We start from the raw sequence: 24564 nt of genomic DNA, 5'->3' as shown, positions 1-24564 counted from the left end.
GAGGGCTCCGTCGGCATGGAAGCGAGCGGCATCGGCCGACGCATGCCCGACCTGCGCGCCCTGGGCCAAGTTCCAGGGCGCTGCGCGGCGCGCGCGCGCCGCCCGGCCGCTGGCGCCGCGCGCGCGCCGACGCCATGAGATGCCCGTGCGCCTCCGCCCCGCGCTGGTGTTTCTCCTGCTCGCGCCCTATGCCGCGGTTTTCTATGCGTTCCTGGCGCTGCGCCGCGCCGCCGCGTCGTTCCGACCGCGGCACCCGTGGCGCACGTGGGTGAGCCCGAACCTCCTCATCGGCGGCTTCCTCCTCCCCGGCGACGTCGCCGAGCTCCGGCGCCTCGATGTCCGCGCGGTGATCAACGTGTCGCGCGAGCTCTACGACCCGGTGCTCGCGCTGCGCGCGGCGGGCGTCGAGTACCTCCGCGTCCCGTGCTGGGACATGTGCGCCCCCACGCTCGAGCAGGCCGCGCGCGGCGTGGCGTTCCTCGAGCGCCACCTCGGCGCTGGCCACCGCGTCCACGTCCACTGCGCGAGCGGCGTCGGCCGGAGCGTCACGATCGCGCTCTGCTACCTCGCCACCCGCGGCGGCCTCGAGGTCGGCGAGGCGATCGCCCTGCTCGAGCGGCAGCGGCCGCGCGTCGCGCTGAGCCGCGCGCAGCGCGCGTTCGTCGAGCGCTACGTCGCCTGGCACCGCGAGGGCGCGGCGCCGCGGGCGCTCACCTCCTGCGCAGGAGGGATCGCAGGCTGAAGAGCCCGAGCGCGGGCGCCGCGACCGCGAAGGCCCCGCCGCAGCCCGCGAGGATGAGCGCGGCGCCCCACGGCGTGGCGGCGATCGCCTCCGGCAGCGCCGCCCGGAGCGCCGCGCCGCAGCCGACCGAGACCGCCGTGAGCGCGGCGACGCGGCCGATCCGGATCTGATCCAGACCGAGCCCGCCGATCTCGCGCCGCACGCGCAGCGCGAGGGCGATCGCCTCGACCCACCCGGCGATCACGGCGCCGAGCACCACGCCGAGCACGTCGAGCCGCCGCATCAGGAGGAGCGCGACGGCGGTGCTGACGAGCACGCGGTAGAGCGCGTAGCGCGCCGGCGTCCTCGTGTCCCCCAGCGCGAACGAGGCGGTGATCAGCACGCGCCCCGCGGCGTTCCCGAGCAGCGCGAGCCCGTACGCGCCCACGAGCGGCTCGACCCGCGCCGTCGACGCCCGATCGAAGGTCCCGGTCTGCAGCAGCAGCGTGATGAGCTCCCGCCCGAACACCAGGAACACGGCCGTCGCCGGCGCGGTCAGCACCGTGATCCGCGCGAGCGAGGCGCCGAGGCGGCGCGACAGCGCCTCGTTGCGCCGCGCGACGTCCGCCTCGGCCGTGTCGCGCGCCATCTCGGGCAGGGCCACCGCGGCCTCGCCCGTGCCGAGGATGCTCATCGGCAGGAGGTAGATCGTCTGCGCGTAGTTGAAGGCCGCGTTCGCGCCGGCGCCGAGGAAGCTCACGAGGAGCGTGTCGACCAGCCCGGAGACCTGGATGATCCCGCGGCCGAGCAGCGCGGCGGGCAGCTTCCCGGCCGCCTCCCGGACGCTCGGGTCCTTGGCGTCGAGGCGCGGCGCGAGCCCGCCGAGCAGCGCGCGGGCCGAGGGGAGCAGCAGCGCGAGCTGCAGCGCCGCGCCGGCGAACGCGCTCCACGCGAGCGCCTCGGCGAGCGGCTCCCCGCGCATGCCGAGCCACGCCCCGCAGGCGAGCAGCCCCGCGATCTGGGCGGCGCTCCACGCGACGGGCGCGGCGTAGGGGAGGAAGAACCGGCGGTGCGCGTTCAGCACGCCGAGCCCCCACGCCGAGAGCACGAGGAGGCCGGTCATCGGGAAGATGATCCGGACGACGCGCGTCGTGCTCGCGAGCTTGTCCTCGTCGAAGCCCGCGGCGACCAGGAAGGACAGCCACGGCGCCGCGAGCACGCCGAGGAGCGACGCCGCCGCGGCGGCGACGAGCAGGAGCCCGAGCGCGGACAGCGCGAAGTGCGCCGCGCGCCGCGCGTCGCCCGCCGCGCGGAGGCGCGCGTAGACCGGGATGAAGGTGGCGGAGAGCGTCCCCTCGCCGAGGAGGTTCTGGGTGATGTTCCCCGCGCGGAACGCCGCCGCGATCACGTCGGCGAGCTCGGAGGTGCCGAAGAAGTGCGCCGTCACCCGCTGGCGGATCAGCCCGACCAGGCGCGAGAGGATGATCCCCGCGGTGACCATCGCCGACGATCGAGCCGCGCTGGGCGCCGCCTCGGGTCCGGCGGCCGGCCGGCTCGCGCCGGCCGCCGCGGCGGCGCCAAGGGCGGCGCTCGCCGGCGCGGTCCCTGCCGGCGTGGCGGCGGGCGGATCGGGGTCGGGCGGCACGGCGCCGCTTCTATCAGACCTCCCGCCCCCGGGCGACCTCGGCGCCGGCCGGCCGGCGGCTCAGTCCCGTAGCCTGGCGGCGCCGAGCCGCTCCGCGTGCGCCAGCACCCGCCGCGCGACGTCGGGCCCCTCGCGCCGGCGGTCCAGGTGCCGCGGGATGACCCCGCGCTCCGCGGCCTCCCACAGCTCCGGCTGGGAGATCCCGGTCTCGGTCCGCGAGCGCAGCCGCGACAGGGAGACCTCGACCGTGGGGAGGGCGATCGGCGCCTGGGGATCGCGGAGGAGCGCCGGGTCGATGCAGCACGACAGGTCGTTCGCCCCGCCGGAGCGCGCGTTCAGCCTGGGGAGCTCGAAGCGCGCCTCGAGCGTGCGGATGACCGACGCGTGATCGAGCACGGTGCTCACCGCGCAGCCCCTCCGGACGAGCGGGCCCGCGACGATCGACGGGACCCGGAAGCCGAGCTGCGAGAACAGCGGATCGTCGTCGGTGGTCGTGGGCGGCGGCACGTGGTCGAAGAAGCCGCCGTGCTCGTCGTAGGTGATCACGAGCAGGCACCGGCCCCACTGTGGGCTCCTCGCGAGCGCGTTGTAGACGCTGGCCATGAGCACCTGTCCGAGCTGCACGTCGTGGTCGGGGTGATCGTCGTTCGCGGTGGCGCCGAAGAACTGGGGATCGATGACGGAGAACGCGGGGAGGAGCCCCGCGGCCGCGTCCTCGAAGAAGCGCTCGATCCCGGAGACGCCCTTGAACTTGAAGTACGCCCCCGAGCACCACGGCACGTCATGGTAGTAGTTCCTGCTCGAGATCCCCGCGTCGCTCAGCAGCTCGAACACGCTCGTGAAGCGGGTGACCGGCACGTTCCTGGAGACGCCCCTCGACGTGGCGCCGTGCAGGAAGAACCGGTTGGGCCAGGTCGGGCCGAGCACCGAGCTGAACCAGCGCTCGCAGATCGCCGACACGTCGGCGAGCGCGTAGAGGATCGGCAGGTGCTCGCGCACGTGATAGCCCATCACGTCGCGCTGATCCGGCCCCGCGTGAGCGAGGACGAACCCGTCGTTCATCCCTTGATTCCACTGCGCGTGGGCCGCGTCCCAGCTGTGCGGCGGGTCGGCGGGCGTGAAGTTGTCGAGCTGGAAGGGGGAGACCAGCGCGCCGTCCGGCGCCCGGTTCGACTCGTTGCCTGTCAGGCCGTCGATCTGCCTGCCCTCCTTCAGCCGCAGCGAGCCGAGGTAGTGGTCGAACGACCGGTTCTCCATACACAGGACGACGATGGTGCTGATCGGCGCGAGCAGCTCGGCGGGGCTCAGGCCCCCCGTGTCGACGCAGCCATCCGCAGGAGCGCCGCCGGCGCCGCCAGCTCCCGCCGGTCCCGAGCCGCCCGCTCCCCCGCCGCCGTCGCTGGCTCCTCCAGCGCCGCCCGCTCCCCCAGCGCCGCCCGCTCCTCCGGCTCCGTCGTTCCCGCTCGAGCTGCCCGAGCTCGAGCCGGCGTCCTCGAGCATCGTCGCGCCCTCCGTGGCACTGCATCCGAAGGTCGCGGCGCCGAGCGCCGCGCCGAGCCCCGTCAGCACATGCCGCCGGGTCAGGGGATCACGCGGCGGTACATTCTGTTTTTTCATCACACACAGGATCCTCAGGAACCCGAGGCCGAGAAAGGACTTTTGATGTCCCTCGACTCGACGTAACCGTCGAGTAACCCACGTGACCCTCCGCGAACACCGGCGTAACCACCGGCGTAACGAAGAAAACCTTTCTTTTCGCGAGGTCTGCCGGGTGATATGGGTAGAAATCGCGGGGGCCTACGTTTGCACTCTGCCACCTTCCGATGAGCTCGAATCCGCTCCCACCTACGCCAGCAGGGACAGATACCGTCGAGAACGGCCGGTCGATGGGGCCGCTGAGGCCGCTGCGGCTGTGCATCGTCGACATGAACAATGGCCACGTGAACCAGGCGATGCGCTGCCTGCGCGGGCTTGCCGCAGCCTTCTTCGAACGTGTCCAGAAGCACAATCCGGGCGTATCTTGCGAGGTTGTCGAGGTGTCGCCCCGGGACACCAACGCGCCGATCCCCACGGACTGTGATCTGTACCTCTCGTCGGGCGGCCCCGGCTCTCCGTTCGACGGCGAGGGCGAGCCGTGGACGCTCGACTACGCGCGCCTCCTGGACGGCGTGGTCGAGTCGGCGATCCAGGGGGGCGCGGACCGGCGGGCGCTCTTCGCGATCTGCTACTCGTTCGAGCTCGTCGTCCACCATTACCGGCTGGCCGACGTGGTCCCGCGCGCCGACCGCAAGTTCGGCGTCATGCCCATCTACACGACCTCGGTCGGCCAGCAGCACCCGCTGCTGTCTCCGTTCGGCGATCGCCTCTTCGCCTTCGAGCACCGCAACTGGGAGGCGGTGAACCTCGACGAGCGCCGCTTGGGCGGCCTCGGGGGCCAGCTCCTCGCCCGCGAGAGCCGCGACGGCATCTCCAAGGGCCGGGCGATCCTCGGGCTGCAGGTCGCGCCGGGGGTCGAGGCGGTCCAGTTCCATCCGGAGGCGGATCGCGCCGGCGTCATGAGCTGGCTCTCGCGCCCCGAGCAGGCGGCCGCCTTCAAGGCGACCTACGGCGAGGTCACCTACCACGCGATGCTGCGCACTCTGGACGATCCCAGGCGGCTCGCGCGCACCTTCGCGCTCGTGATTCCAGGTTGGCTCGGCCGCTGCTTCAACGAGATCGCCGGCGCCCGCGGCTACGCGGAGCTGCCGCCGATCGAGGACGCCCCGTGCCCGCGCTTCGCCGCGCACTGCCGCCCCGACGATCCGCCCACGCCCTCCGCGCGCACGCCGATCCCCGGTGAGCAGGTCGCGCGCGGCGCCTGAGCCGCGCGCGGCGCGGCTCAGGATCCGCGCGCCGAGGGGCCGCGGGGGGGCTGCCCGAGGCGCCGACGAGTGCCGACGAGTGCCGACGAGTGCCGACGATCGCCTGCTCGCGCCTTGCGCGCCGGCCTACCTGCGGCTTATGGTCATGGGATAAAGGATGATCGCGAGCAGGGCTCGCGGACCAGCATCCGGCGCCGGGGGTTGCTCTGGCACGCATGAGAGAGAACGCATGAATCACTCGCGTCCGGCCGCTCCGAGGAGTCTACCGTCGCCGGACGTCCGCGAGCCGGGCGCGCCCGAGGAGGGGCACTGCGGCGACGCGTCGCCGGCCGAGGCCTCGGCCGCCCAGCGCTCCGCGCCGGCCGAAGACCCCGACGCGCAGGAGGCTCAGCTCGATTCGCAGCTGGGCGTGACGGATCCGATCGCGATGTCGCAGGTCCGTGACGCGTTGAACCAGCTGAGCCGCGAGCGCGGGACGCAGCCGGACGTGCTGCTCATCATCTATCACCGGCACGGCGCCGAGACGGTGCGGCTGAACGAGGGGGTCGGGGTCGTCGTGGGCCGCGATCCGAGCGCGGACGTCGCGATCCCGGAGCGCAGCCTGTCGCGGCGCCACGCGCGCTTCACGTTCCAGCGCGGCGACGTGCTCATCGAGGACCTCGGCTCGACGAACGGCACCTTCCTGAGCGGCCATCGCGTGGAGCAGGGCATCCTGAAGCCCGGCGACGAGGTGGTGCTCGGGGAGATCACGGCCTCGCTGCGCGTCATCGCGAGCGCGGAGCTGCCGGTGCTCCACCTCGACGCGCTGGACGCGCGCGCCCTGGCCCCGAGACACCTGCCGAGCGCCGACAACCTGATGGGCGGGCCGACGCCCGTGGGCGGCGTGCGCGCGGTCAGCGACGAGGGGCTCGTGATGCGCAGCCCCGCGATGCGGCCGGTGCTCGAGACCGCCATGCGCCTCGCGCGCTCGTCGGCGCCCGTGCTGCTCCAGGGCGAGACGGGGACCGGCAAGGACGTGCTCGCGCGGCTCATCCACGAGGCCGGCCCGCGCCACAAGAAGCAGCTGGTCCACGTCGGGTGCAGCGGCGTACCCGCGCAGCTCCTGGAGAGCACGCTCTTCGGCCACGAGGCCGACGCGCTCCCGGGCGCCGCCCAGGCGCAGGAGGGCGTCTTCGAGGCGTGCGCGGGCGGCACCGTGGTGCTCGACGAGGTGGGCGATCTCCCGCCGTCCTCCCAGGCCGCGCTGCTGCGCCTCCTCGACACCGGCCGCATCGTCCGCATCGGGTCGACCAGGGAGATCGAGGTCGACGTGCGGATCGTCGCGACCACGTACCGCGATCTCGAGGCGCTGTGCGAGGCGGGCACGTTCCGCTCGGACCTGCTCTACCGGCTCAACGCGGTGCCGCTGCGCATCCCGCCGCTCTGCGAGCGGCGCGAGGACATCGGGCCGCTGGCCCAGCGCTTCCTCCGGCAGGCGAACGAGGCGCACCGCCGCAACGTGCGCTCGATCGATCCCGAGACGCTCGCGCTCCTGGAGCAGTACCCCTGGCCCGGCAACGTGCGCGAGCTGCGCAGCGCGATCGAGCGCGCCGTCGTCATCGCGCGGGGCAGCGTCATCACCCCGCTCGACCTGCCGGAGAGCATCAACGCCCTCGCGGCGCGCCGGCTCTCCACGCCGCCGCCGCCGGACCGGCCGCTCGTCGAGATCGCGCCGACCAGCACGGGGCCGATGATCGGGCTCAAGGCGCAGATGGACCGGCTGGAGACCGAGATCATCCTCGAGGCCCTCCGCGCGACGAACGGCAACCTGGCGATGGCGGCGCGGCGGCTCAGGATGCCGCTGCGCACGCTCCAGGAGAAGATCACCACCCACGGGCTGAAGCGCTCCGATTACCGGGACGGCCCGCCGTCGCGCTCGAAGTAGGGCGCGCGCGAGCGGAGCCCCGGCGGCTCAGCCTTCGTCCTCCAGCACGGCCAGCGCGGCGTTGTGCCCGCACGCGCCGTGGACCCCGGCGCCGGGGTGCGCGTACGACGAGCCCAGGTAGAGGCCGCGGACCGGCGTCCGGTAGCGGAAGTAGGGGAACACCGGCCGGAAGATGAGCTGATTCCGGATGTCGGCCGAGCCTCCGCCGAGGTCGCCGCCGATGAGGTTCGCGTTCATCGCCTCGAGGTCGTCGGGCGCCCAGATCTTCCGCGCGAGGATCCGCCGCCGGAAGCCGGGGGCGAGCTCCTCGATCCGGGCCTCGATGCGATCGGCGAAGCGCTCGCGCGAGGCGGCCCAGCCCCCGCCGATGGAGGAGGGGACGCGCGAGTAGGCATACAGGGTGTGGCGCCCGGCCGGCGCGCGGGTCGGATCGACCAGCGACTGCTGCCCGATGACGAGGTAGGGGTGCTCGGGGAGGACGCCGGCGCGCACCTGGCGCGTGAACTCGGCGAGGTCCTCGAGGCTGTCGCCCGCGTGCACGACCGCGGCGCGCGCGGCGTCCTCGTGGGACCACGGCGCCGGGCCGTCGAGCGCCCAGTCCATCTTGAAGGTGCCGAACCCCTGGCGGAACCGGCGCATGGCGCGCTGGACCCGGGCGGGGACGAGCTCGGGCGCGAGCAGGCGCAGGTAGAGCGTCGGCGCCGCGAGGTCGGCGACGATGGCGCGGCGGGCGCTGATCTCCTCGCCGTCCGCGAGCCGGACCGCGACGGCCCGGCCCTGCCTGGCGATGATCTGCTCGACCCGGGCGCCGCAGCGGAGGCTGCCGCCGCGCTCCTCGATGCGCCGGAGCAAGGCGCGCGTGATCGAGCCGGCGCCGCCCTCGGGCACCGCGAAGCCGCCGCTCGAGGCGAGCAGGGTGAGCATGAAGCCGACGATCGCGCCGCAGGGGTCCTCGGGGCCCACGTCGGTGTGGAGGGCGAGGCCGGGGACGACGCGCCGGGCCGCCTCGGTCCGGAACGTGCGCGTCGAGAAGCCGCGGCCGCTCGAGAGGGCCACCTGCGCGAGGCGGAGCAGGTTGAGGGGCCCGAAGCGGAGCAGCGCCCCGAGGGCGGGCGGCGTGGACAGGAGCGCCTTGAGCAGCCGCTCGACCGTGGCGGCGTGCCAGCGCGCGATCCGGCGCCACGTGGGGCCGTCCTCGCCGAGCGACCTCGCCGTCGCCTCGATGTCCCGCGCGATCGAGGCGCAGGTCCCGTCGGGCGCCGGGTGGGCGCTGTCGATCGGCGCGTGCCGCCAGACGAGGCCGGCCCCCGGCAGGTCGAGCGGCAGCAGCGCGGGGCTCGTCTGCCCGAAGGGGAAGAACGCCGCGCCGAGATCGTGGCGGAACCCCGGGAGCGTCACCTCGCGCGTGCGCACGGCGCCGCCCGGCTCCTGCTCGGCCTCGAGCACGAGCACCGACAGGCCCGCGCGGGCGAGGTACGCCGCCGCGGTGAGGCCGTTCGGTCCCGCGCCCACCACGATCACATCAGGGTCTCCGCTCTGCATCGTCGTCTGCGGCTCCTCAGCCCACGAGCTGCGCGCTCGGCATGGTGCGGTTCGAGGCGATCGCCTGGCCGCTCCGCCCCACCACGAGCAGGCCGACGGCGATCACGTCCGGGAACATCGCGACGCCGCGCTGCGCGGCGCGGGCGGGCGCGACGCCGTCGGCGAGCCAGTCGTAGACCGTCCGCGCGAGGAGGCGGCGCGCGATCTCCTCGCCGACCCCGGTCGCCGCCACCGCCCCGTGCGGGCCGGCGTAGATCCCCGCGCCCATCAGCGGCACGTCCCCGACGCGGCCGCGGAGCGAGAAGGTCGACCCGCCCGTCGACGCCGCGGCGGCGAAGCGGCCGTGCGCGTCGCGAACGACGGCCCCGACCGTGTCGCACTCGATCGGCTCGGCGTCGAAGTTCCAGAACCGCTTCGCCGTGAGCGCGTGGAACCGCGCCGCGTCGTTCGTGGAGTCGCCGTCGCCCCCCTCGCCGCGCAGCGCGGCGAGGGCGCGGTCGTGCCTCTCGCGCGCCGCCTCGGTGGCCGGATCGTGGTCGGCGAACCCGAGCCGGCGCGCGAACGCGGTCGCGCCCGCGCCGGCGAGGATCAGGTGGGGCGTCTCCATCACCTTCGCCGCGACCAGGACGGGGTTCTTCACCCGCTCGACGCACGCGACGGCGCCGAACCGCCCGTCGCTGGCCATCGCGGCCGCGTCCATCTCGATCGTGCGCCCGTCGAGGCGGAGGTTCGAGCCCGTCCCGGCGTTGAGGCGCGGGTCGTCTTCCAGGCGCGCGGTCGCAGCGATGGCCGCCGCGAGCGCCTCTCCGCCCGCGTCGAGCGCGCCGAGCGCCTCGTCGGCGGCCCTGGCGCAGCTGTCCGCGCCGTCTTGCGGCGCGGACACCCCGCCGTGCGTGAGGATGGCGTATCTCACGTCGTTCTCCTGCGCGTACCATGGCCGCGCGCCGCCGCGAAGCCGGCCGGGCGCGCGGCCGCCGGGGGGGCGGGCGCGGGGCCGCCGCGCGGGGAGGCCGCTCGGCTCCGGGGCAGGACCGCTGCGCTCGACACCCTGCCGCGCTCCTGATACGTCGCGCGCTCAGCCCGGAGCGCGGCAGGCGCCAGCCGACCGCCCGCTGCGGGACGAGCGCGGCCAGGTCCAGGGCCGCCGCGAAGCCGCCCATCGAGGAATCGAGGAGAGCAGAGACCGTGGCCAAGAACGAAGCGCCGAAGACCGCCATCACGCCCACGCGCAACGAGGACTACCCCGAGTGGTACCAGCAGGTCGTGCGCGCGGCCGACCTCGCGGAGAGCTCCCCGGTCCGCGGCTGCATGGTCATCAAACCGTGGGGCTACGCGATCTGGGAGAACATCCAGCGCGAGCTCGACAGCATGTTCAAGGCGACCGGGCACAAGAACGCCTACTTCCCGCTGTTCATCCCGAAGTCGTTCCTCGAGAAGGAGGCGGAGCACGTCGAGGGGTTCGCGAAGGAGTGCGCGGTGGTCACCCACCACCGGCTCGTGCCCGGCCCCGGCGGCGGGCTCATCCCCGACCCCCAGGCCCGGCTGGAGGAGCCGCTCATCGTGCGCCCCACGTCCGAGACGATCATCGGCGCGGCGTTCGCGAGCTGGGTCCAGAGCTACCGGGATCTGCCGCTGCTGATCAACCAGTGGGCGAACGTCGTGCGCTGGGAGCTGCGGACGCGCCTGTTCCTGCGGACGGCGGAGTTCCTGTGGCAGGAGGGGCACACCGCGCACGCGAGCGAGGCCGAGGCGCGCGAGGAGACGCTGCGCATGCTCGGCGTCTACGCCACGTTCGCGCGCGACTTCATGGCCATGCCCGTCCTCGAGGGCCCGAAGACGGCGAGCGAGCGCTTCCCCGGCGCGGTCGACACCTACGCCATCGAGGCGATGATGCAGGATCGCAAGGCCCTGCAGGCCGGGACGAGCCACTTCCTGGGCCAGAACTTCGCCAAGGCGAGCGGCATCAAGTTCCAGACCAAGGAGGAGACCGAGGAGTACGCCTGGACGACGTCCTGGGGTGTGTCGACGCGGCTCGTCGGCGGCCTGATCATGACCCACAGCGACGACGACGGCCTGGTGCTCCCGCCTCGCCTCGCGCCGGCCCACGTCGTGATCCTGCCGGTGTATCGGGGCGACGACACGCGCGCCAAGATCGACGAGTACATCGATGGGCTCGCGAAGGAGCTCCGGGCGCAGCGCTTCGGCGAGCGGCGCGTCGAGGTCGAGATCGACCGGCGCGACATCCGCGGCGGCGAGAAGCAGTGGGAGTGGGTGAAGAAGGGCGTCCCCCTGCGGATCGAGATCGGGCCGCGCGACGTCGACGGCGGCGTGGCCATGGTCATGCGCAGGGATCGCTCGCCGAAGGACAAGGCGAGCATGGCGCGCGCGGAGCTCACGGGGCGCATCACGGAGATCCTCGCCGACATCCAGGCGACGCTCTACGCGCGCGCGCTCGCGATGCGCGACGCGAACACGCACGTGATCGACAGCCGCGCCGATTTCGACGCGTTCTTCGGGTCGAAGGGGGGCAAGGAGGCGCCGGGCGGCTTCGCGCTGGCGCACTGGTCCGGCGATCCGGAGGTCGAGGCGGCGGTGAAGGACGCGCACAAGGTGACCATCCGCTGCATCCCGACCGGCGGGTTCGAAGGGGCGCCGTGGGCCGACGCGCTGACCGGCGAAGGGACGTGCATCTTCACGGGCAAGCCCAGCCCGCGGCGCGTGGTGTTCGCGAAGTCGTACTGAGCAGCGGCGCCCGCCGGCTCACCGGGCGCGCGCGGCGTCGCCGGCGCGCCCGCCTTTGCGGGCAGGACGCCGCGCGCATCGTCGGAGCAGCGGTGCCTCAGCGGCCGAGCGCGGGCAGCACGCGCTCCGCCAGGATCGCCGGGAGCAGCCGCAGCTGCGCGCAGTGTTCGCCGGGGCCCGAGCCGGCGTAGCCGCGCACGTAGAGGCTGCCCCCGTCGTACATCCGCGTGAGCCGTAGCGCGTCTCCCGCTCCCTCGGCGCCGAGGCCGGGCGCTCTGGGCGGCGCGCCGTCGCCGCTGGAGGTCACCGCGATCGGGCTCGCGCCGAGCTCGCTCAGCAGGAAGGTGGCCACCTCTTTCGTCGACGCGTAGCCGCTCGTCGGGATCTCGGTGTGCGTCAGGTAGAAGACCGGCGCGCCGCGCGCGGCGGCGTTCGCGAGGGCGATGTACGGCGCGAGCTGGCCCTGCACGAGCGACGTCTGCCCCGGCATGTAAGAGGCATAGAGCGAGTCGAGCAGGATCAAGGCGTCCACATGGCTGGTCCCGCGCTCGACGATCCTGCCGATCGCGCCCGATCCTGCGCTCCAGGACGACAGCACGAGGCGGCGCGCGCGCCCGCCCGCGATCCCGGTCGCGGCGCCGACCTCGCGGTCGATCGCCTGGAGCAGCGCGTCCCAGCCGCCGCCCTCGAGGGCGCGCGCGTAGTCGCTGGAGCGGGTCCCCAGGTCGATCCCGGCGATGACCAGCTCCATGTCCCTCGGAGCCAGCACCTTTCGGATGGCCTCTGCGCCGTGAAAGTGGACGAGCAGATCGTAGCCGCCGTCCGCCGAGATCGCGCGCGCCGGCGGGACGAGGAGCCTGCCCAGCGGGAGGGGGCGCCAGCGCTCGTAGCCGCCGAAGCCGTGGTCGGCGAAGTCGCAGCCCGCCTGCGCTTCGCGCTCCTCGAGCGCGATCCGCTCCGGCTCGCCGCCCCTGGGCAGCGGCGACGGCTCTGCGGGCGCGCTCGCCGGAGCCGGGACCGGCGACGCGCTGGGCTCCCGGCTCCGGCGGAGCAGCAGCACGCCGCCCATGACGCCGAGGCTCGCCGCCAGGACGAGCGCGTCGCGGAGCTGCCGCGTCCTTCGGCCGCTCAAAACCCGGGATCGGTGACGGTCGGCACCCACCGCGTCGAAGGAGGCTTGCTCGGGGTAGCTTTGCGCGCGCCCGCGGCGCTGGATCCAGCGGCCGCCGCGCTCGGCGCCGCGGGGCCAGCGGCCGCCGCGCTCGGCGCCGCGGGGCTCGGCGCCGCCGCCGCCGGCGCGCCCTTGGCCGCCTGGCTCGGAGCGCCGGTCCCGCGCTCCTCGGGACCGGCGGCGTCGATCGGGTCGCGGGCCGGTACGGCGCCGATCTCGTCGCTGTCGACCAGGATCGCGGCGGTGCTGGCCGACGCTGGGGCGGCAGCCGCCGCGGCGCCCGCGCTGCGGTCGACCACCGCGGCCTGCTCGGGCGCGATCGGCTGCGGCGCGGGCCGCTGCCGGAGCCACACCACGCCCGCGCCGAGCGCCGTGACGACCGCGAGCGCCGCGGCTGCCGCCAGCGTCCCCGAGCGACTCCGCGCCGCGGGGACCTCGATCGGGCCGAGCGGCGTCTCCTGGCCAGGCGAGCTCTGCGGCAGCGCCTCGGGCAGCAGCACCGGCTGCGGGAGTGAGGGCGCGCTCGCGCGGACCGTGGGGAGCTGTGCGTTCGGATGGCCAGGGGGAAGCTGCGTGAAGAAGAGCTCGCTGATGCTGTCGCGAACGAGCATCACCTCGGGCGGGTGCGACGCGCGCTCGTCGAGCATCCGGACCGTGTCGCGCAGCGCGGCGCGCCGGCGCTGGTTGCGCTCTCCGAGGAGCCCGCGCACGAACGCCCCGACGTCGTGGTCCGTCACCGTCGGCTCCTTCGCCAGCACGGCCTCGAGCGCGCCCTCCAGCTCGAGCATCGTCTGGTACCGCTTGTCCGGGTCCTTCTGGAGGCACGTCATCAGCACGTGATCCAGGTCGGCGGGGTAATCCGGGTTCTTCAGGCGGGGCGACAGCGCTGGCCGCGAGGTGATGTGCTGCAGCGTGAGGAGATCGTTCTCCGCGGTGAACGGATGATCCCCCGTCGTGAGCTTGTAGAGCACGATGCCCATCGCGAAGATGTCGGTGCGCCGATCGACCCGCTCGCCCCGCGCCTGCTCCGGGGACATGTACGGGACCTTGCCCTTGATCTGGCCCGCGGTCGTGTCGTTGCCGGAGCGGTTGGTCGCCTTGGCGACGCCGAAGTCCACGAGCTTCACGTGGCCGTCGTACGTCACGAGGATGTTCTGGGGCGACACGTCGCGGTGCACGAGCCCGAGCAGCTGATCGTCGTTCTGCGGGTCGCGGAGCTCGTGGGCGGCGTGCAAGCCGAGGCAAGCGCGGCTCAGGACGCGGAGCGCGATGCGCAGCGGGATCGCCACCCCGCTCTTGTTGGCCGCCCGCGCGATGACCGACAGCGCCTCGCCGTCGACCCACTCCATCACGATGTAGAGGACGTCGCCCTGCTCACCCAGGTCGAGGATCTCGGCGACGTTCGGGTGATGGATCCCCGAGGCGAGCCTCGCCTCCTCGAGGAACATCGACTCGAACTGGGCGTCCTCCGAGAGCGACGGCAGCATCGTCTTGATGGCGACCGTCTTCTGGAAGCCGCGATGGCCCTTGCGGCGCGCGGCCCACACCGTGGCCATCCCCCCCTGCGCGATCGGCAGGAGGAGCTCGTAATGCCCGAGCTCCTTTCCCGGCAGCAGCTGGGGTTGGGGGATCATGACGTCGTGCGGCGCGCTCCGGACCGAAATGCAGGGAGCCCGGAAAGCTTGAGCAAGTCTAGCATCCGGGCCCGGCAGGCACGTTATGTGGTGCTGATTACACAAACGCGGTCCGGAGGAGCGCCCCGCCGCGTCGGGGGATCACGCGCCGGGCGGGACCGCCTGTCCCCACAGCTGCTGGTAGATCTCGCTGAGCTTCTGGTGGGTGTCGGCCGAGAAGCCGTTGACCGCGTAGGGCCAGCGGAAGCCGTCGCCCATCGCCTGGTTGCACGAGAACGAGACGAGCAGATCGACCGGCGTGGGGTTGTTCGGCCGGATGATGGAGATGCCCAGGCCCGGGTAGAAGCAGTTCCCGCGGTCCGCCGTGAAGCTGTCCTCGTCGCCGAAGACGTCGAGGATCTGATCCTTGAGCTCCTCGTCGGCGTCGCTGGTCGTGAGCTGACGCTGCTGGAGGATGACGAAGTTCTTGAAGCGGGGCTGAGCCGGCAGTGTCGGCGCGGCCGCGGTCTGCCCCGGGATGAGGTTGGGCGGGATGAGGCCGGGGAGCGCCTGCTGCAGCCCCTGGAGAGCCGCCTGCCCCATCTGCTGGAGCTCGGGCGGGATCCCCGGGATGAGGGTGGGGGCCGTGGTCGCCGTCGGCGTCGGGGCCAGCTCCTGACCCTGGAGGCGCAGCACGGTGATCTGCGCCTTGTCCATCTCGTCGAACGGCGCCGTGCGGGCCGCGCAACCGGTGACGAGGGGTGCCAGCAAGGCGATGCCTGCGAGTGTACGGGTGGTGAGGTTCATGTTCACTTTGACGGTCATCTAGCACGGCTATGCGCCGGAAGGTGAACAGCGACCGCACACGGCAGGCCCTCGCCCCCGGCCCGCCCCGGGGCGGGCTTCACATCGTGCTCGCGCCGAACTCGTAGAGCGCCCGGATCTCGGTGAGGCGCGCCGTGATGTCGGCGCGCGTCACCTTCGCGATCCGCTGCGTGCCCACCGCCTCGACGCAGAACGAGGCCGTCGCCGTCGCGTGGAGCATGCCGCGCCGGAGCGCGAGCGGCGTGACCTCCGGCTGGCCCGCGAGGTAACCGATGAGCCCGCCTGCGAAGGCGTCGCCGGCGCCCGTCGGATCGACGACGTCCTCGAGCGGGAAGCCGGGCGCCGCGAACACGCCCTCCTCGTCGAAGAGCAGCGCGCCGTGCTCGCCGCGCTTGATGATCAGCCGGCGCGGCCCGCGGGACAGGATCTCCTTCGCGGCGCGGCGGATGTTGTACTTGCCCGAGAGCTGGCGCGCCTCCTCGTCGTTGACCACGAGCGTGTCGATGCGGCGCAGCATCGCCGCGACCGCCTTCGGCTCCCCCTCGATCCAGAAGTTCATCGTGTCCGCGAGGACGAAGCGCGGCGAGCGGACCTGCTCGAGCACGTCGAGCTGGAGCGCGGGGTGGATGTTGCCGAGCAGGAGGAAGGGCGTGTCGCGGTACGCCTCCGGCAGCTTCGGCGCGAACGACGCGAACACGTTGAGCTGCGTGTCGAGCGTCGTGCGGTGGATGAGATCGACGTCATAGCGCCCGGCCCAGCGGAACGTCTTCCCCGGAGCGCGCTCGATGCCCTCGACGGCGATGCCCCGGGCGCGCATCGCCGCGAGCGTCTCCTCGGGGAAGTCGTCGCCGACCACGGCCACCGTGCGCACCGGAGCGAAGCACGAGGCAGCGAACGCCGAGTACGTGGCCGAGCCACCCACGACGTTCTTGGCGTTGCCGGAGGGGAGCTCGAGGTCGTCGAAGGCCATCGAGCCGATGATGAGGATCGCGGAGGAGGTCGTCACAGAAGCCTCTTATTCGGGTTTGCGCGCAGCCGCTAGCCGCGCGTTTCGTTTCAGCGGCGCCGTCGCCGCGCCCGCGTGGCCGGGCGAGATGGCGCCCGCCCGCGGCTCGCTGCCGCAGGGCGGGCGCGGCGACAGCCTTCGCCGGAGGGCACGCTCAGTCCGCCTTCTGCCGAGGGCCGATGAGCCACTCGAGCCGCGCCTGCGCGTCGGGCGAGGTCGCGCTCGCCGAGGTCATGATGGAGCTCCGCAGCGCGTGGCGCGCCGGGCTCTGCGACACGTCCGGGAGGCCGTGGGCGAGGGCCTTCGCGACGTTCCGCGCGTGCACGATGTTGCGGTTCAGCACGGCGATGACCGCCTCGACGCTCACCGCCTCCTCGGTCACGTGCCAGCAGTCGAAGTCGGTCGTGAGCGCGAGCGTGGCGTAGGGGAGCTCCGCCTCGCGCGCGAGCTTGGCCTCGGGCAGGTTGGTCATGCCGATGACGTCCGCGCCGAGGGACCGGAACATGTGGCTCTCGGCACGCGTCGAGAACTGCGGGCCCTCGATGCAGACGTACGTGCCGCCGCGGTGGACGCGCGCGACGGTGGCGCGCGCGGCCTCGTAGACGGCGCTCGCCATGAACGGGCACACCGGATCGGCGAACGGCACGTGGGCGACCACGCCGTCGTCGAAGAACGTGGAGGTCCGGCGCTTCGTGAAATCGAGGAACTGGTCGACGACGACGAGGTCGCCGGGCTCGATCTGCTCGCGCAGGGAGCCGACGGCGCTCACGCTGAGCACGTGCGTCGCGCCGAGCATCTTCAGCGCGCAGATGTTCGCGCGGTAGTTGATCGCCGACGGGGAGAAGCGGTGCCCGCGGCCGTGGCGCGGCAGGAAGAGGACGGTCGCGTCGCCGCCCTTGACCTGTCCGCGGAGCACCACGTCGCTCGGCAAGCCGAAGGGCGTGGACACCGAGACCTCCTCGACGTCCTCCAGCCACCCCATCTCGTAGAGCCCGCTGCCGCCGATGACGGCGAGCACGTCGCGCGTAGCGCTCTCGCTCATCGCTCGAACCTCCGCTCGGAGAGCAGCCGCTCGCAGAGCGCCGCGCGCCGCTGCCGGCGGCACCGCTCGGCGAAGACGAGCGACCTCAGCTGCTCGTACGCGCGGTTGATCTCGTCGTTCACGATCACGTAGTCGAAGAAGCCGTAGTGCTCGATCTCCCCCTTCGCGTTGCGGAGGCGCCGCAGCGTCGTCGGCTCGTCCTCGGTGCCGCGGCCGCGCAGGCGCCGCTCGAGCTCGGCGAGCGACGGGGGCAGGATGAACACGGCGACTGCCTCGGGCAGGCTCGCCTTGATCTGCCTCGCGCCCTGGTGATCGATGTCGAAGAGGACGCCGCGCGCCGTGGCCCGGGCGATCTCGATCTCCTTCAGGCTGGTGCCGTAGAGGTGATCGTGCACGCGGGCCCACTCGGCGAACGCGCCGATGCGGATCATCTGCTCGAACGTGCCCGGGTCGACGAAGTGGTACTCGCGCCCGTCGACCTCGTTCGGGCGCGGGCGCCGCGTCGTGTGAGAGACCGAGAAGCGCAGGTCGGGGAACTCGCTGCGCAGCCTCCCGCAGAGCGTCGTCTTCCCCGCGCCGGACGGGGACGACACGATGAGGAGGAGGAAGTCGTCACTGAGTGCTTCGGTCGACATGCTCTCCTGTCACTCGATGTTTTGGACCTGCTCCCGCAGGCGTTCGAGCTCCACCTTCATCGCCACGACGTGTTGGGAGATGGCGGCGTCCTGCGCCTTGGAGCCCAGCGTGTTCGCCTCGCGTACCATCTCCTGGAGCAGGAAGTCGAGCCTCCTTCCGCAGGGGTCGCCGCCCGGCGCCGCGAGCGCGCCGCCGAACTGGTCGAGGTGGCTCCGGAGGCGGGTGACCTCCTCGGTGATGTCGCTGCGCTCGGCGAGCAGCATCACCTCCGCCTCGATCCGCGCCGCCTCGAAGCCGGTCTCGATCCCCTGGAGCAGGCGCTCGACGCGCTCGCGCAGGCGCCGCCGGAGCGCCTCGCGCGCGTCGTCGGCGCGCGCCACCACCTCGGAGGCGAGCGCGCGGAGCGTCGCCACGCGGCCGCGCATGTCGCTGGCGAGCGCCTCGCCCTCGCGGTGGCACATGCCCTCCATCGCGTCGATCGCGCGCTCGATCGCGACCTTGAGCGCGGCGCGGACGGCGGCGATCTCGTGGCCGCCCGCGGGGGCGAAGAGGTCCGGCACCGCGCAGAGCAGCGAGAGCGGCACGTCGGCGCCCGGCGCGAGCTCGTCGCGGAGCTCGGCGAGCGCGCGGAACGCCGCGCGCGCCTTCGACTTGTCGAGCGTGCTCGGGGCCAGCACCGCCCCCTCGGTGCGCACGATGATCTCGATGCGCCCGCGGCGCAGGCGCTCGCGCACCACCTGCTCGGCGAACATCGTCAGATCGACGAGCTCGCGCGGGAGCCGCGCGCGCACGTCGAGGAAGCGCTGGTTCACCGAGCGGATCTCGGCGACGACGCGCCCTTCGGTGAGCGAAGCGTCACCGAGCCCGAAGCCGGTCATGCTCCGCACGAGCCGCTCCGCTCTACCTAGCTCGCCTGGTGCCCGGTGTCCGTGGCCGCTTGGGCCTTGGGCAGCGGAACCTTGCCACAGGTGACCGTGGCCGACGCGGCCGCGGGGCCCTTCTCGCGGAGCGTCCGCAGGTACGTGACCGTGGGGGCGATGCCGTCCTCCCAGCGCACGCGGGGCTCGTATCCGATGAGCTCGGCCGCGCGCGAGATGTCGGCGAGCGAGTGGCGGATGTCCCCCGCGCGGGGCGGGAGGTGCTCGATCGCGACGTCGCGCCCGAGGACCCGCGAGATCTCCCTGCAGAGCTCGTTCAGCCCGATCCTGCGGCCGCCGGCGATGTTGATGACCTCGCCCTTGAACTTCTTCGGCGACGTGGCGCCGAGCAGGTTCGCGAGGACGGTGTTCTCGATGAAGCAGAAGTCGCGCGTCTGCTCCCCGTCGCCGTAGATCGGGATCGGCCGGTTCTGCAGGGCGGCGTCGATGAACCGCGGGATCGCGGCGGCGTAGGCGCCGTCCGGCGTCTGGTTCGGCCCGAAGACGTTGAAGTAGCGCAGGCTCAGGGTCTCGATGCCGTAGATGCCCGCGAAGACCTTCATGTAATGCTCGCACGCGAGCTTCGTGACGGCGTACGGCGAGAGCGGCATCGGCTCCATGGCCTCGTGCTTCGGGAGGACGGGCGTCTCGCCGTACGCGCTGGAGGACGCGGCGAAGATGACGCGGCGCACGCCCTGCCGGCGCGCCACGTCGAGCACCGTGACCGTGCCGCCGACGTTGACGGCGTTCGACTCGACGGGCGTCTCGACGCTGCGCGGGACCGAGCCGAGCGCGGCCTGGTGGAGGATGACCTCGACCCCCTTCGCCGCCGCCGCGACCGCCGCCGCGTCCCGGATGTCTCCGGTGATGCGCTCGATCGACGACTGGTGCGGGAGCCCGTCGAGGTTCTCCCACCGGCCCGTCGCGAGGTTATCGAGGACGCGGACCCGCTCCCCGGCCGCGGTCAGCGCCGCGACGAGGTTGCTTCCGATGAACCCGGCACCGCCGGTGACCAAGTAGCGAGGCGTGGACATGTGCGTGCTCCCCCAGCGGGCGCCTACTTCTTCTTGAAAAGGTTGTCGAGCTTGGAGCGCGAATCCGCGATGCGCTTCGAGTTATCTTCCGGTACGCCGTTCTTGAACGTGAAGAAAGTACAATAGTTCGCCCTTTCCCGGTCCGGGATGTACTCGGCGATGTGCTCTTTGCACTGGTTGTGCGCGGCCGGGTCCCAGTTCTCGCAGTTCTTGCAGCAGTGGAGGTCGACACCGCAGTGGGGGCAGGTGTCCGCGCGCTGGAGCTTCACCTCGAAGATGAGCTCGTTCTTGCATTTATGACAGAAGTGCCGCTTCGCCTCGACCTTGGGAATCCAGCTCATGATGTCCTCCGGTACCACGACGGAGCCCGATCTGGCAGGCGGAACGTTCCACGAGGGGAATGGTCGCATACAGTGCACCATTGTCCTGCATGGCGTCCCCGTGCCTAGGCGCGGTGTGGTTCGGGTGAGGTCTCGCTGAACCGGCGTACGTCACGGGCGGCTCGCTCGCTCCGCGACGAGCTCGCCCGCCTGTCACCGCCGGCTACAGCAGGCCCTTGCGGCGCTGGATCTCGCCCATGACCCGCTGGTACTCGATCTCCCAGGTGCGGGAGCCTTCCTGGACGTGGCGGAGCTTGCCGCGGACCTCGTTCTCCAGCGCCTCGTCCATCTCCAGGTATTTCCGGAGGATGGGGCGTATCCGGCGCCGCAGGTCGTGATCCTCGACGAACACCTCCTCGACGTTGTTCGAGTGCATCAGCATCTCGAGCACCTGGTCGAGGAGATAGTCCATCGTTTCCTCGCCTGTCTTGATCCCCTTCTGCTCCGCGGCCAGGCGCTTGACCCGGTTGAACTCGCCCTGGGGCAGCCCGCGAGCCTGGAGGATCTCTTTCGCCCGCTCGGTCGCTTCCCGCTCGGCGTGCAGGTAGCTCGTGAACACCGACTCGATGTCGAGCGCGACCTCTTTTTTCGACTCGCACTCGATATCGTGATTGTCCACGAGCGCGCGGACGATTTCTTCTGTGAGAGGAGTAATTTTGCCGCTAAAGAGGCGCATCCAACGTCCGTAGCTGGAGGAGCGGTCGAACTGGCTCCCCCGTGCAGGGGTTCATTCACGGGGCGTGCCCGGCTCAAACCGAAAGGTACGGGCCGCGTCTCCGGGATGTCAACGCAAGTGGGAGGTCCCGGCACAAGTCGGAGCCCCCCGGCCGGCGGGGCCCTCCCGGAAACAGCCGGACCGCGACACCGCAAACCGCAGGAGCAGCCGCGATGATGATGGGTAAGGATGCGATGGCACGGAGCGTCAGGGTTCAGCCTGGCGCGCTCGGGAACGACGGTGGACTCGACCTAGACTCGCGCAAACGACGGGTCGTCCGGCGCGGGGCGATCGGCAATGCGGCATCCCCGGCCACGCAGGCGGCGCTGGCCGACGGGGGCACGATCCAACGCGTCGCGAAAGGGCGTCACCTCGTGACGCAGGGCGACGCGGCGACCGCCCTCGCGATGCTCAGCCTCGGCCGGGTCCGCCTGGTGCGAGGGATGAGCGACGGGCGCAGCCTGTCGCTCGGTTACAGAGGGGCCGGCGACGTGCTCGGCGAGGCCGCGCTCGGCGGCGTCACGGCCCACCGGGAGAGCGCGATCGCCACCGAGGACGTCGAGGCGCTCATCGTCCCGCTGGCGACGGTGCGCAACCTGATGGCGAGCGACGCCAACTTCGCCGCCGCGATCGTGACCACGCTGGTCGAGCGCCACACGGACACCGAGGAGCGCCTGGCGTCGATGCTCTTCCGCAACGTGGAGGCCCGCCTCTGTGAGTTCCTGCTCAAGGCCGCGACGCGCTGGGGCATCCCCGATCCGCGCGGGGTGCTCATCTCCGCGCCGTTCACCCATCAGGAGATGGCGAGCATGATCGGCTCCACGCGCGAGACCGTCACGCTCACGCTCGGCGATCTCCGCCGCAAGGGGGTGATCGAGATCGATCGCCGCCGGATCGTGGTGCTCGATCGCGACGCGCTGAAGAGCCGCATCTGAGCTCGCTCGGCGGCGTCGCTGAGGGGACCGCCGGTCTCCTCCTAGCGCCGCCCGTCGCCGCCCAGGCTGCTCGCTCGGCGGCCTCCGCTCCGACAGCCCGACTGCTCCCGGCCTCGCAGCGGCGTCCGCCTCCCTGCTCCAAGCGCTGCTTCTCCAAGGGACCCCGGGTCCAGAGATCCTGCGGACCTCTCTGCCAGCTCCCCGCTGGGCAGCTCCATCCCACGCCACGTGCCGCGGTCACGCATCCGTGGAAGGGGCCGCGCGCTCGGCGCCGCGCGCTCGGCGCCGCGCGCGGCGCCGCGCGCTCGGCGCCGCGCGCTCGGCGCCGCGCGCGAACGGCGCCCCGCGCGAACAGCGCACGGCCGCGCACCGCGCGCCGGTGCCCCTGTCGATCCGGAGCGCGATCCGCGCTGCGGCGCGCGGCGCGCTTAGCGGTCGCGCTTGGGGCCGCCGCTCACCGGGTCGCGGGTGGAGCGAACGCCGAGCTTGAGCCTGCGCATGACCGCGTGCTTCTGCCGCTCCTTGTACCTGGCGTGGCTCGCCTCGCCGACCTCGTTCGCCGCCTCGGTCTCGCGGTCGATCAGCTGGAACTCGCAGAGGACGAAGATGATCGGCCCGAGCGCCCACGCCGCGGGCGGCGCCATGTCGAGGATCTCGGCGGGGAGGCGCACCGGCAGATCGACGACGAAGTGGATCACGCGGTAGCTCCGATCGCTGAAGCTGTTGTCGCCCGCCGTCAGCCCGTCGTCGACGTCCGTCTGCAGCGCCTCGAGCATCGGCTGGAGGAACGGCCGCGTCTCGCAGTAGCTCCGGAACCGCAGGATCGTGTTCGTGCTCTCGCCGGGCACGACGTAGTTGAACGGGAACAGGCGCTCCGAGAGGTAGAGGAGGACGGGCAGCAGATCGTCCACCGTGCGGCAGACGATGCGGAAGCGGAGCTTGTCGTAGATGGCCGCCGCGGTCGTGTCCGTCTTCGACAGGAGCTTCGTGTAGAGCGAGTCCTTGTTCTTCCGCCCGCCGATGAACTCGGTGATGGGGAAGCCCGCCGCGAGCATGCCGCCGATCACCCGGTACACCTTCTCCTCGACGAGGTGGAAGACGTCCTGGTCCGACATCGGGATCGAGAAGAGCAGCTCGCGCCCGGCCAGGTGATGGATGATGTGCATCGCCTTGAGGATCGTGCAGGCGCAGAGCTGGCGATGGCCCTTGCCGGAGGCGAGCATCAGGATCTCCTCGACCGACGCGCGCGCGACCGGGCTCGGGATCGGGAACTCGAAGTGGCGGCGCAGGTACGCGATCGCCTCGTTCTTGACGCTCTCGAGGTGGGCGCGATCCCCCGGCTCGTCGGGGCGGAACTCCTGCGCGAGCAGGAGATCGCGCGCGTCCTGCTCGCTCTGGAGGTTGAGCCGTCGCCAGTCGATGACCGATTCGCCGCGCAGGATGAGGTGCACGGACTCCAGGTCCATGAGCGTGAACTCTTCGAGCCGCTTGAGCCGGCCGACGGAGGCGTCGTGCGTCATGACCTCACGCCCCCCGAGCGTAGGCGCCGGCGCTGTCGAGCGCTCGGGAAAGCGTCGCGGCGGCATGCAGCGAGCGGCAGCTGGGCGAGAAAATCAGGAGACAGGGGCGTTCGGCGGGGCAGGGCGAGAGCTCGGAGTGCGGCCGAGCGAAAGGGTCCCGAGGAAGATGCCGATCGTCAACGCCACGACCGCGGCGTGGCCGAGGTACGCGCCACTGCAACCAATGGCGGCGAACGGGGCAAGCGCAGCCAGATACCACGGGGTGATCCTCATCGGTTCTCCTTCTCCGCCTCCAGCGACACTGTACAGGTCGCATGGTCGCTCCCTCCGGGGGGGCACCACGATGCTTCACGGTTGTCCCGGTCAGAGCGTGTAAGTTGTTGTAGGATAAGGTGCCACGCCCTGCTGCTGCGGGCCAAGAAGTAGCGGTTCCGGGGTGAACGCATCAAGGGAATTCGTTCTCATATTCCATTCCCATCCGAACCGCGGCCCCTGCTTACACGAAACACTGAACAAAAACAACGGTTTGCCACCGAAGCTGAAGCTCTTGCATCACGGGCTCCACGCGGCCCGCCGGACGCGAGGTGGTGCCTCAAGGACACGCTTCCAACTCACGGCACTGCCTGGCTTGTCAGTTTCCGGGAGTCAACGGTCTCGTGCGTCGACCGACCGCGAGGAGGAAAGGGGGGCGCATCGCCGGTCCGTGCCGCCGGTCGCGTGTCTCGGCGAGACCGGCGTGAGCCCGCGCGACGGCGCATCCGGGGCGCTGCCATGCACCGCCCCGACGAGCGGAAGCAGGGGCTGAACGCGAGCGATCCGGCGACGCGCCGCGTGCGTCCGGGAAGGAATCCTTCGAGATCGTCCGCGATAGCGCCGGGCGCGCGCTGTTCAGCGCACGAACAGCGTGATCCGGGAGGAGTCTCCCAGCGTGACGGTCCGGCTCGTGACGTCGTGCCCGCGCTTCCGGTCGACCGCGATCTCGACCTGGTAGAGGCCGTCCGGGAGCGACACCTTGGTGAGGACCGTCCTCGGCGCCGTCCCCTCGGCGAACCGCCACGAGCTGTCGACGACCGGCGCGGCTTCGGTCGCGCGCTGGCCTGAGGAAGGTTCCGTCCAGGTCACGTCGAGCCGCACGACGGTCGCCGCGTCGTCGAGCCTCAGCTCGACCTCGCGCTCCTCGGGCATGCTTTCGAAGAGGACGCTCCCCGCGAACAGCGCGCCCACGACGAGGATCACCGGCGCGAGCCGCCGGGCCCAGGGGCGACGACCGTCCGGGGCGGCCGGCCGTTCTTCCGGCGCCTCATCGAGGTCCTCCTGCGGGGTCGAGCTCATCGG

General features: G+C 72.3%; 21 protein-coding genes. 5 read left to right on the top strand and 16 right to left on the bottom strand.

Annotated elements, in window-relative coordinates; genetic code table 11:
- Window positions 1-139 precede the first annotated feature (139 nt).
- On the top strand, window positions 140-742 hold the full coding sequence (locus WMF20_RS21885) for a protein-tyrosine phosphatase family protein (RefSeq protein ID WP_437616489.1): 603 nt from the start codon (window positions 140-142) through the stop codon (window positions 740-742).
- Here WMF20_RS21885 and murJ read toward each other — a convergent pair.
- On the bottom strand, window positions 711-2366 hold the full coding sequence (gene murJ / locus WMF20_RS21880; protein ID WP_437616487.1) for a murein biosynthesis integral membrane protein MurJ: 1656 nt from the start codon (window positions 2364-2366) through the stop codon (window positions 711-713). The genes WMF20_RS21885 and murJ overlap by 32 nt on opposite strands.
- Before the next feature lie 60 nt (window positions 2367-2426).
- Entirely contained in the window at window positions 2427-3983 is a 1557-nt protein-coding gene (locus WMF20_RS21875) for an alkaline phosphatase family protein (RefSeq protein ID WP_437616485.1), read from the bottom strand.
- 269 nt (window positions 3984-4252) lie between these two features.
- Here WMF20_RS21875 and WMF20_RS21870 point away from each other — a divergent pair, with 269 nt between their 5' ends.
- Together WMF20_RS21870 and WMF20_RS21865 are read left to right on the top strand one after the other, a co-directional pair.
- Window positions 4253-5227: a hypothetical protein gene (locus tag WMF20_RS21870; protein WP_437616483.1), complete on the top strand. Its 975-nt coding sequence runs from the start codon at window positions 4253-4255 to the stop codon at window positions 5225-5227.
- Between the two features lie 229 nt (window positions 5228-5456).
- Window positions 5457-7151 (top strand): sigma 54-interacting transcriptional regulator, encoded by a 1695-nt coding sequence (locus tag WMF20_RS21865; protein ID WP_437616481.1) that lies wholly within the window; start codon window positions 5457-5459, stop codon window positions 7149-7151.
- Window positions 7152-7178: 27 nt separating this feature from the next.
- Here the strand turns inward: WMF20_RS21865 and WMF20_RS21860 are convergent, their stop codons facing one another.
- Window positions 7179-8693, bottom strand: a complete 1515-nt coding sequence (locus WMF20_RS21860; RefSeq protein WP_437616479.1) for a phytoene desaturase family protein — start codon at window positions 8691-8693, stop codon at window positions 7179-7181.
- A 16-nt stretch (window positions 8694-8709) separates the two neighbouring features.
- Window positions 8710-9606 (bottom strand): isoaspartyl peptidase/L-asparaginase, encoded by an 897-nt coding sequence (locus WMF20_RS21855; protein ID WP_437616477.1) that lies wholly within the window; start codon window positions 9604-9606, stop codon window positions 8710-8712.
- Between the two features lie 272 nt (window positions 9607-9878).
- On the opposite strand from WMF20_RS21855, the gene proS reads away from it, so the two are divergent.
- On the top strand, window positions 9879-11435 hold the full coding sequence (gene proS / locus WMF20_RS21850) for a proline--tRNA ligase (protein ID WP_437616475.1): 1557 nt from the start codon (window positions 9879-9881) through the stop codon (window positions 11433-11435).
- Between the two features lie 97 nt (window positions 11436-11532).
- Here proS and WMF20_RS21845 read toward each other — a convergent pair whose 3' ends face one another.
- The 10 genes from WMF20_RS21845 to WMF20_RS21800 form a co-directional block, all read right to left on the bottom strand.
- Window positions 11533-12567, bottom strand: coding sequence for a hypothetical protein (locus WMF20_RS21845; RefSeq protein ID WP_437616473.1), 1035 nt, complete (start codon window positions 12565-12567; stop codon window positions 11533-11535).
- The gene (locus WMF20_RS21840) at window positions 12564-14240 is read right to left on the bottom strand and encodes a serine/threonine protein kinase (protein ID WP_437616471.1); all 1677 of its coding nucleotides are present in this window, start codon (window positions 14238-14240) and stop codon (window positions 12564-12566) included. Before WMF20_RS21840 ends, WMF20_RS21845 begins: the two co-directional genes overlap by 4 nt.
- A 141-nt stretch (window positions 14241-14381) precedes the next feature.
- A complete protein-coding gene (locus tag WMF20_RS21835; protein WP_237245543.1) occupies window positions 14382-15044 on the bottom strand; it encodes a hypothetical protein in 663 nt (220 codons plus the stop codon).
- Window positions 15045-15123: 79 nt separating this feature from the next.
- Window positions 15124-16050: a PfkB family carbohydrate kinase gene (locus tag WMF20_RS21830; protein ID WP_437616469.1), complete on the bottom strand. Its 927-nt coding sequence runs from the start codon at window positions 16048-16050 to the stop codon at window positions 15124-15126.
- A gap of 154 nt (window positions 16051-16204) precedes the next feature.
- On the bottom strand, window positions 16205-17092 hold the full coding sequence (gene mtnP / locus WMF20_RS21825; RefSeq protein WP_437616467.1) for an S-methyl-5'-thioadenosine phosphorylase: 888 nt from the start codon (window positions 17090-17092) through the stop codon (window positions 16205-16207).
- Window positions 17089-17727, bottom strand: coding sequence for a guanylate kinase (gmk, locus tag WMF20_RS21820; protein WP_437616465.1), 639 nt, complete (start codon window positions 17725-17727; stop codon window positions 17089-17091). The genes mtnP and gmk overlap by 4 nt, the downstream gene beginning before the upstream one ends.
- Window positions 17728-17736: 9 nt before the next feature.
- A complete protein-coding gene (locus tag WMF20_RS21815) occupies window positions 17737-18606 on the bottom strand; it encodes a YicC/YloC family endoribonuclease (RefSeq protein ID WP_437617153.1) in 870 nt (289 codons plus the stop codon).
- A gap of 26 nt (window positions 18607-18632) precedes the next feature.
- A complete protein-coding gene (locus WMF20_RS21810; protein ID WP_129576171.1) occupies window positions 18633-19679 on the bottom strand; it encodes an SDR family oxidoreductase in 1047 nt (348 codons plus the stop codon).
- A gap of 23 nt (window positions 19680-19702) precedes the next feature.
- On the bottom strand, window positions 19703-20020 hold the full coding sequence (locus tag WMF20_RS21805; protein WP_044988583.1) for a hypothetical protein: 318 nt from the start codon (window positions 20018-20020) through the stop codon (window positions 19703-19705).
- 202 nt (window positions 20021-20222) lie between these two features.
- On the bottom strand, window positions 20223-20735 hold the full coding sequence (locus WMF20_RS21800) for a DUF507 family protein (protein WP_129576169.1): 513 nt from the start codon (window positions 20733-20735) through the stop codon (window positions 20223-20225).
- Window positions 20736-20968: 233 nt separating this feature from the next.
- Here WMF20_RS21800 and WMF20_RS21795 point away from each other — a divergent pair, with 233 nt between their 5' ends.
- On the top strand, window positions 20969-21709 hold the full coding sequence (locus WMF20_RS21795; RefSeq protein ID WP_236644713.1) for a Crp/Fnr family transcriptional regulator: 741 nt from the start codon (window positions 20969-20971) through the stop codon (window positions 21707-21709).
- 428 nt (window positions 21710-22137) lie between these two features.
- Here the strand turns inward: WMF20_RS21795 and WMF20_RS21790 are convergent, their stop codons facing one another.
- Together WMF20_RS21790 and WMF20_RS21785 are read right to left on the bottom strand one after the other, a co-directional pair.
- Complete coding sequence (locus tag WMF20_RS21790) at window positions 22138-23229, bottom strand: TIGR04552 family protein (RefSeq protein ID WP_129576168.1); 1092 nt, start codon at window positions 23227-23229, stop codon at window positions 22138-22140.
- 888 nt (window positions 23230-24117) lie between these two features.
- Window positions 24118-24561, bottom strand: a complete 444-nt coding sequence (locus tag WMF20_RS21785) for a hypothetical protein (RefSeq protein WP_437616462.1) — start codon at window positions 24559-24561, stop codon at window positions 24118-24120.
- Window positions 24562-24564 lie beyond the last annotated feature (3 nt).

This window comes from Sorangium sp. So ce834, assembly GCF_051521425.1.
Classification (GTDB): Bacteria; Myxococcota_A; Polyangia; order Polyangiales; family Polyangiaceae; genus Sorangium; species Sorangium cellulosum_D.
Note: the sequence above shows the minus strand (reverse complement) of the source record. Positions and strands in the feature narration are given on the sequence as shown.

What these genes read in the sequence shown, in the direction of transcription:
- WMF20_RS21885 (WP_437616489.1), top strand. Translation starts at nt 140, where the DNA reads ATGCCCGTGCGCCTCCGCCCCGCGCTGGTGTTTCTCCTGCTCGCGCCC.
- WMF20_RS21875 (WP_437616485.1), bottom strand. Translation starts at nt 3,983, where the DNA reads ATGAAAAAACAGAATGTACCGCCGCGTGATCCCCTGACCCGGCGGCAT.
- WMF20_RS21870 (WP_437616483.1), top strand. Translation starts at nt 4,253, where the DNA reads ATGGGGCCGCTGAGGCCGCTGCGGCTGTGCATCGTCGACATGAACAAT.
- WMF20_RS21865 (WP_437616481.1), top strand. Translation starts at nt 5,457, where the DNA reads ATGAATCACTCGCGTCCGGCCGCTCCGAGGAGTCTACCGTCGCCGGAC.
- WMF20_RS21860 (WP_437616479.1), bottom strand. Translation starts at nt 8,693, where the DNA reads ATGCAGAGCGGAGACCCTGATGTGATCGTGGTGGGCGCGGGACCGAAC.
- WMF20_RS21840 (WP_437616471.1), bottom strand. Translation starts at nt 14,240, where the DNA reads ATGATCCCCCAACCCCAGCTGCTGCCGGGAAAGGAGCTCGGGCATTAC.
- WMF20_RS21835 (WP_237245543.1), bottom strand. Translation starts at nt 15,044, where the DNA reads ATGACCGTCAAAGTGAACATGAACCTCACCACCCGTACACTCGCAGGC.
- mtnP (WP_437616467.1), bottom strand. Translation starts at nt 17,092, where the DNA reads ATGAGCGAGAGCGCTACGCGCGACGTGCTCGCCGTCATCGGCGGCAGC.
- gmk (WP_437616465.1), bottom strand. Translation starts at nt 17,727, where the DNA reads ATGTCGACCGAAGCACTCAGTGACGACTTCCTCCTCCTCATCGTGTCG.
- WMF20_RS21815 (WP_437617153.1), bottom strand. Translation starts at nt 18,606, where the DNA reads ATGACCGGCTTCGGGCTCGGTGACGCTTCGCTCACCGAAGGGCGCGTC.
- WMF20_RS21810 (WP_129576171.1), bottom strand. Translation starts at nt 19,679, where the DNA reads ATGTCCACGCCTCGCTACTTGGTCACCGGCGGTGCCGGGTTCATCGGA.
- WMF20_RS21805 (WP_044988583.1), bottom strand. Translation starts at nt 20,020, where the DNA reads ATGAGCTGGATTCCCAAGGTCGAGGCGAAGCGGCACTTCTGTCATAAA.
- WMF20_RS21800 (WP_129576169.1), bottom strand. Translation starts at nt 20,735, where the DNA reads ATGCGCCTCTTTAGCGGCAAAATTACTCCTCTCACAGAAGAAATCGTC.
- WMF20_RS21795 (WP_236644713.1), top strand. Translation starts at nt 20,969, where the DNA reads ATGGCACGGAGCGTCAGGGTTCAGCCTGGCGCGCTCGGGAACGACGGT.
- WMF20_RS21790 (WP_129576168.1), bottom strand. Translation starts at nt 23,229, where the DNA reads ATGACGCACGACGCCTCCGTCGGCCGGCTCAAGCGGCTCGAAGAGTTC.
- WMF20_RS21785 (WP_437616462.1), bottom strand. Translation starts at nt 24,561, where the DNA reads ATGAGCTCGACCCCGCAGGAGGACCTCGATGAGGCGCCGGAAGAACGG.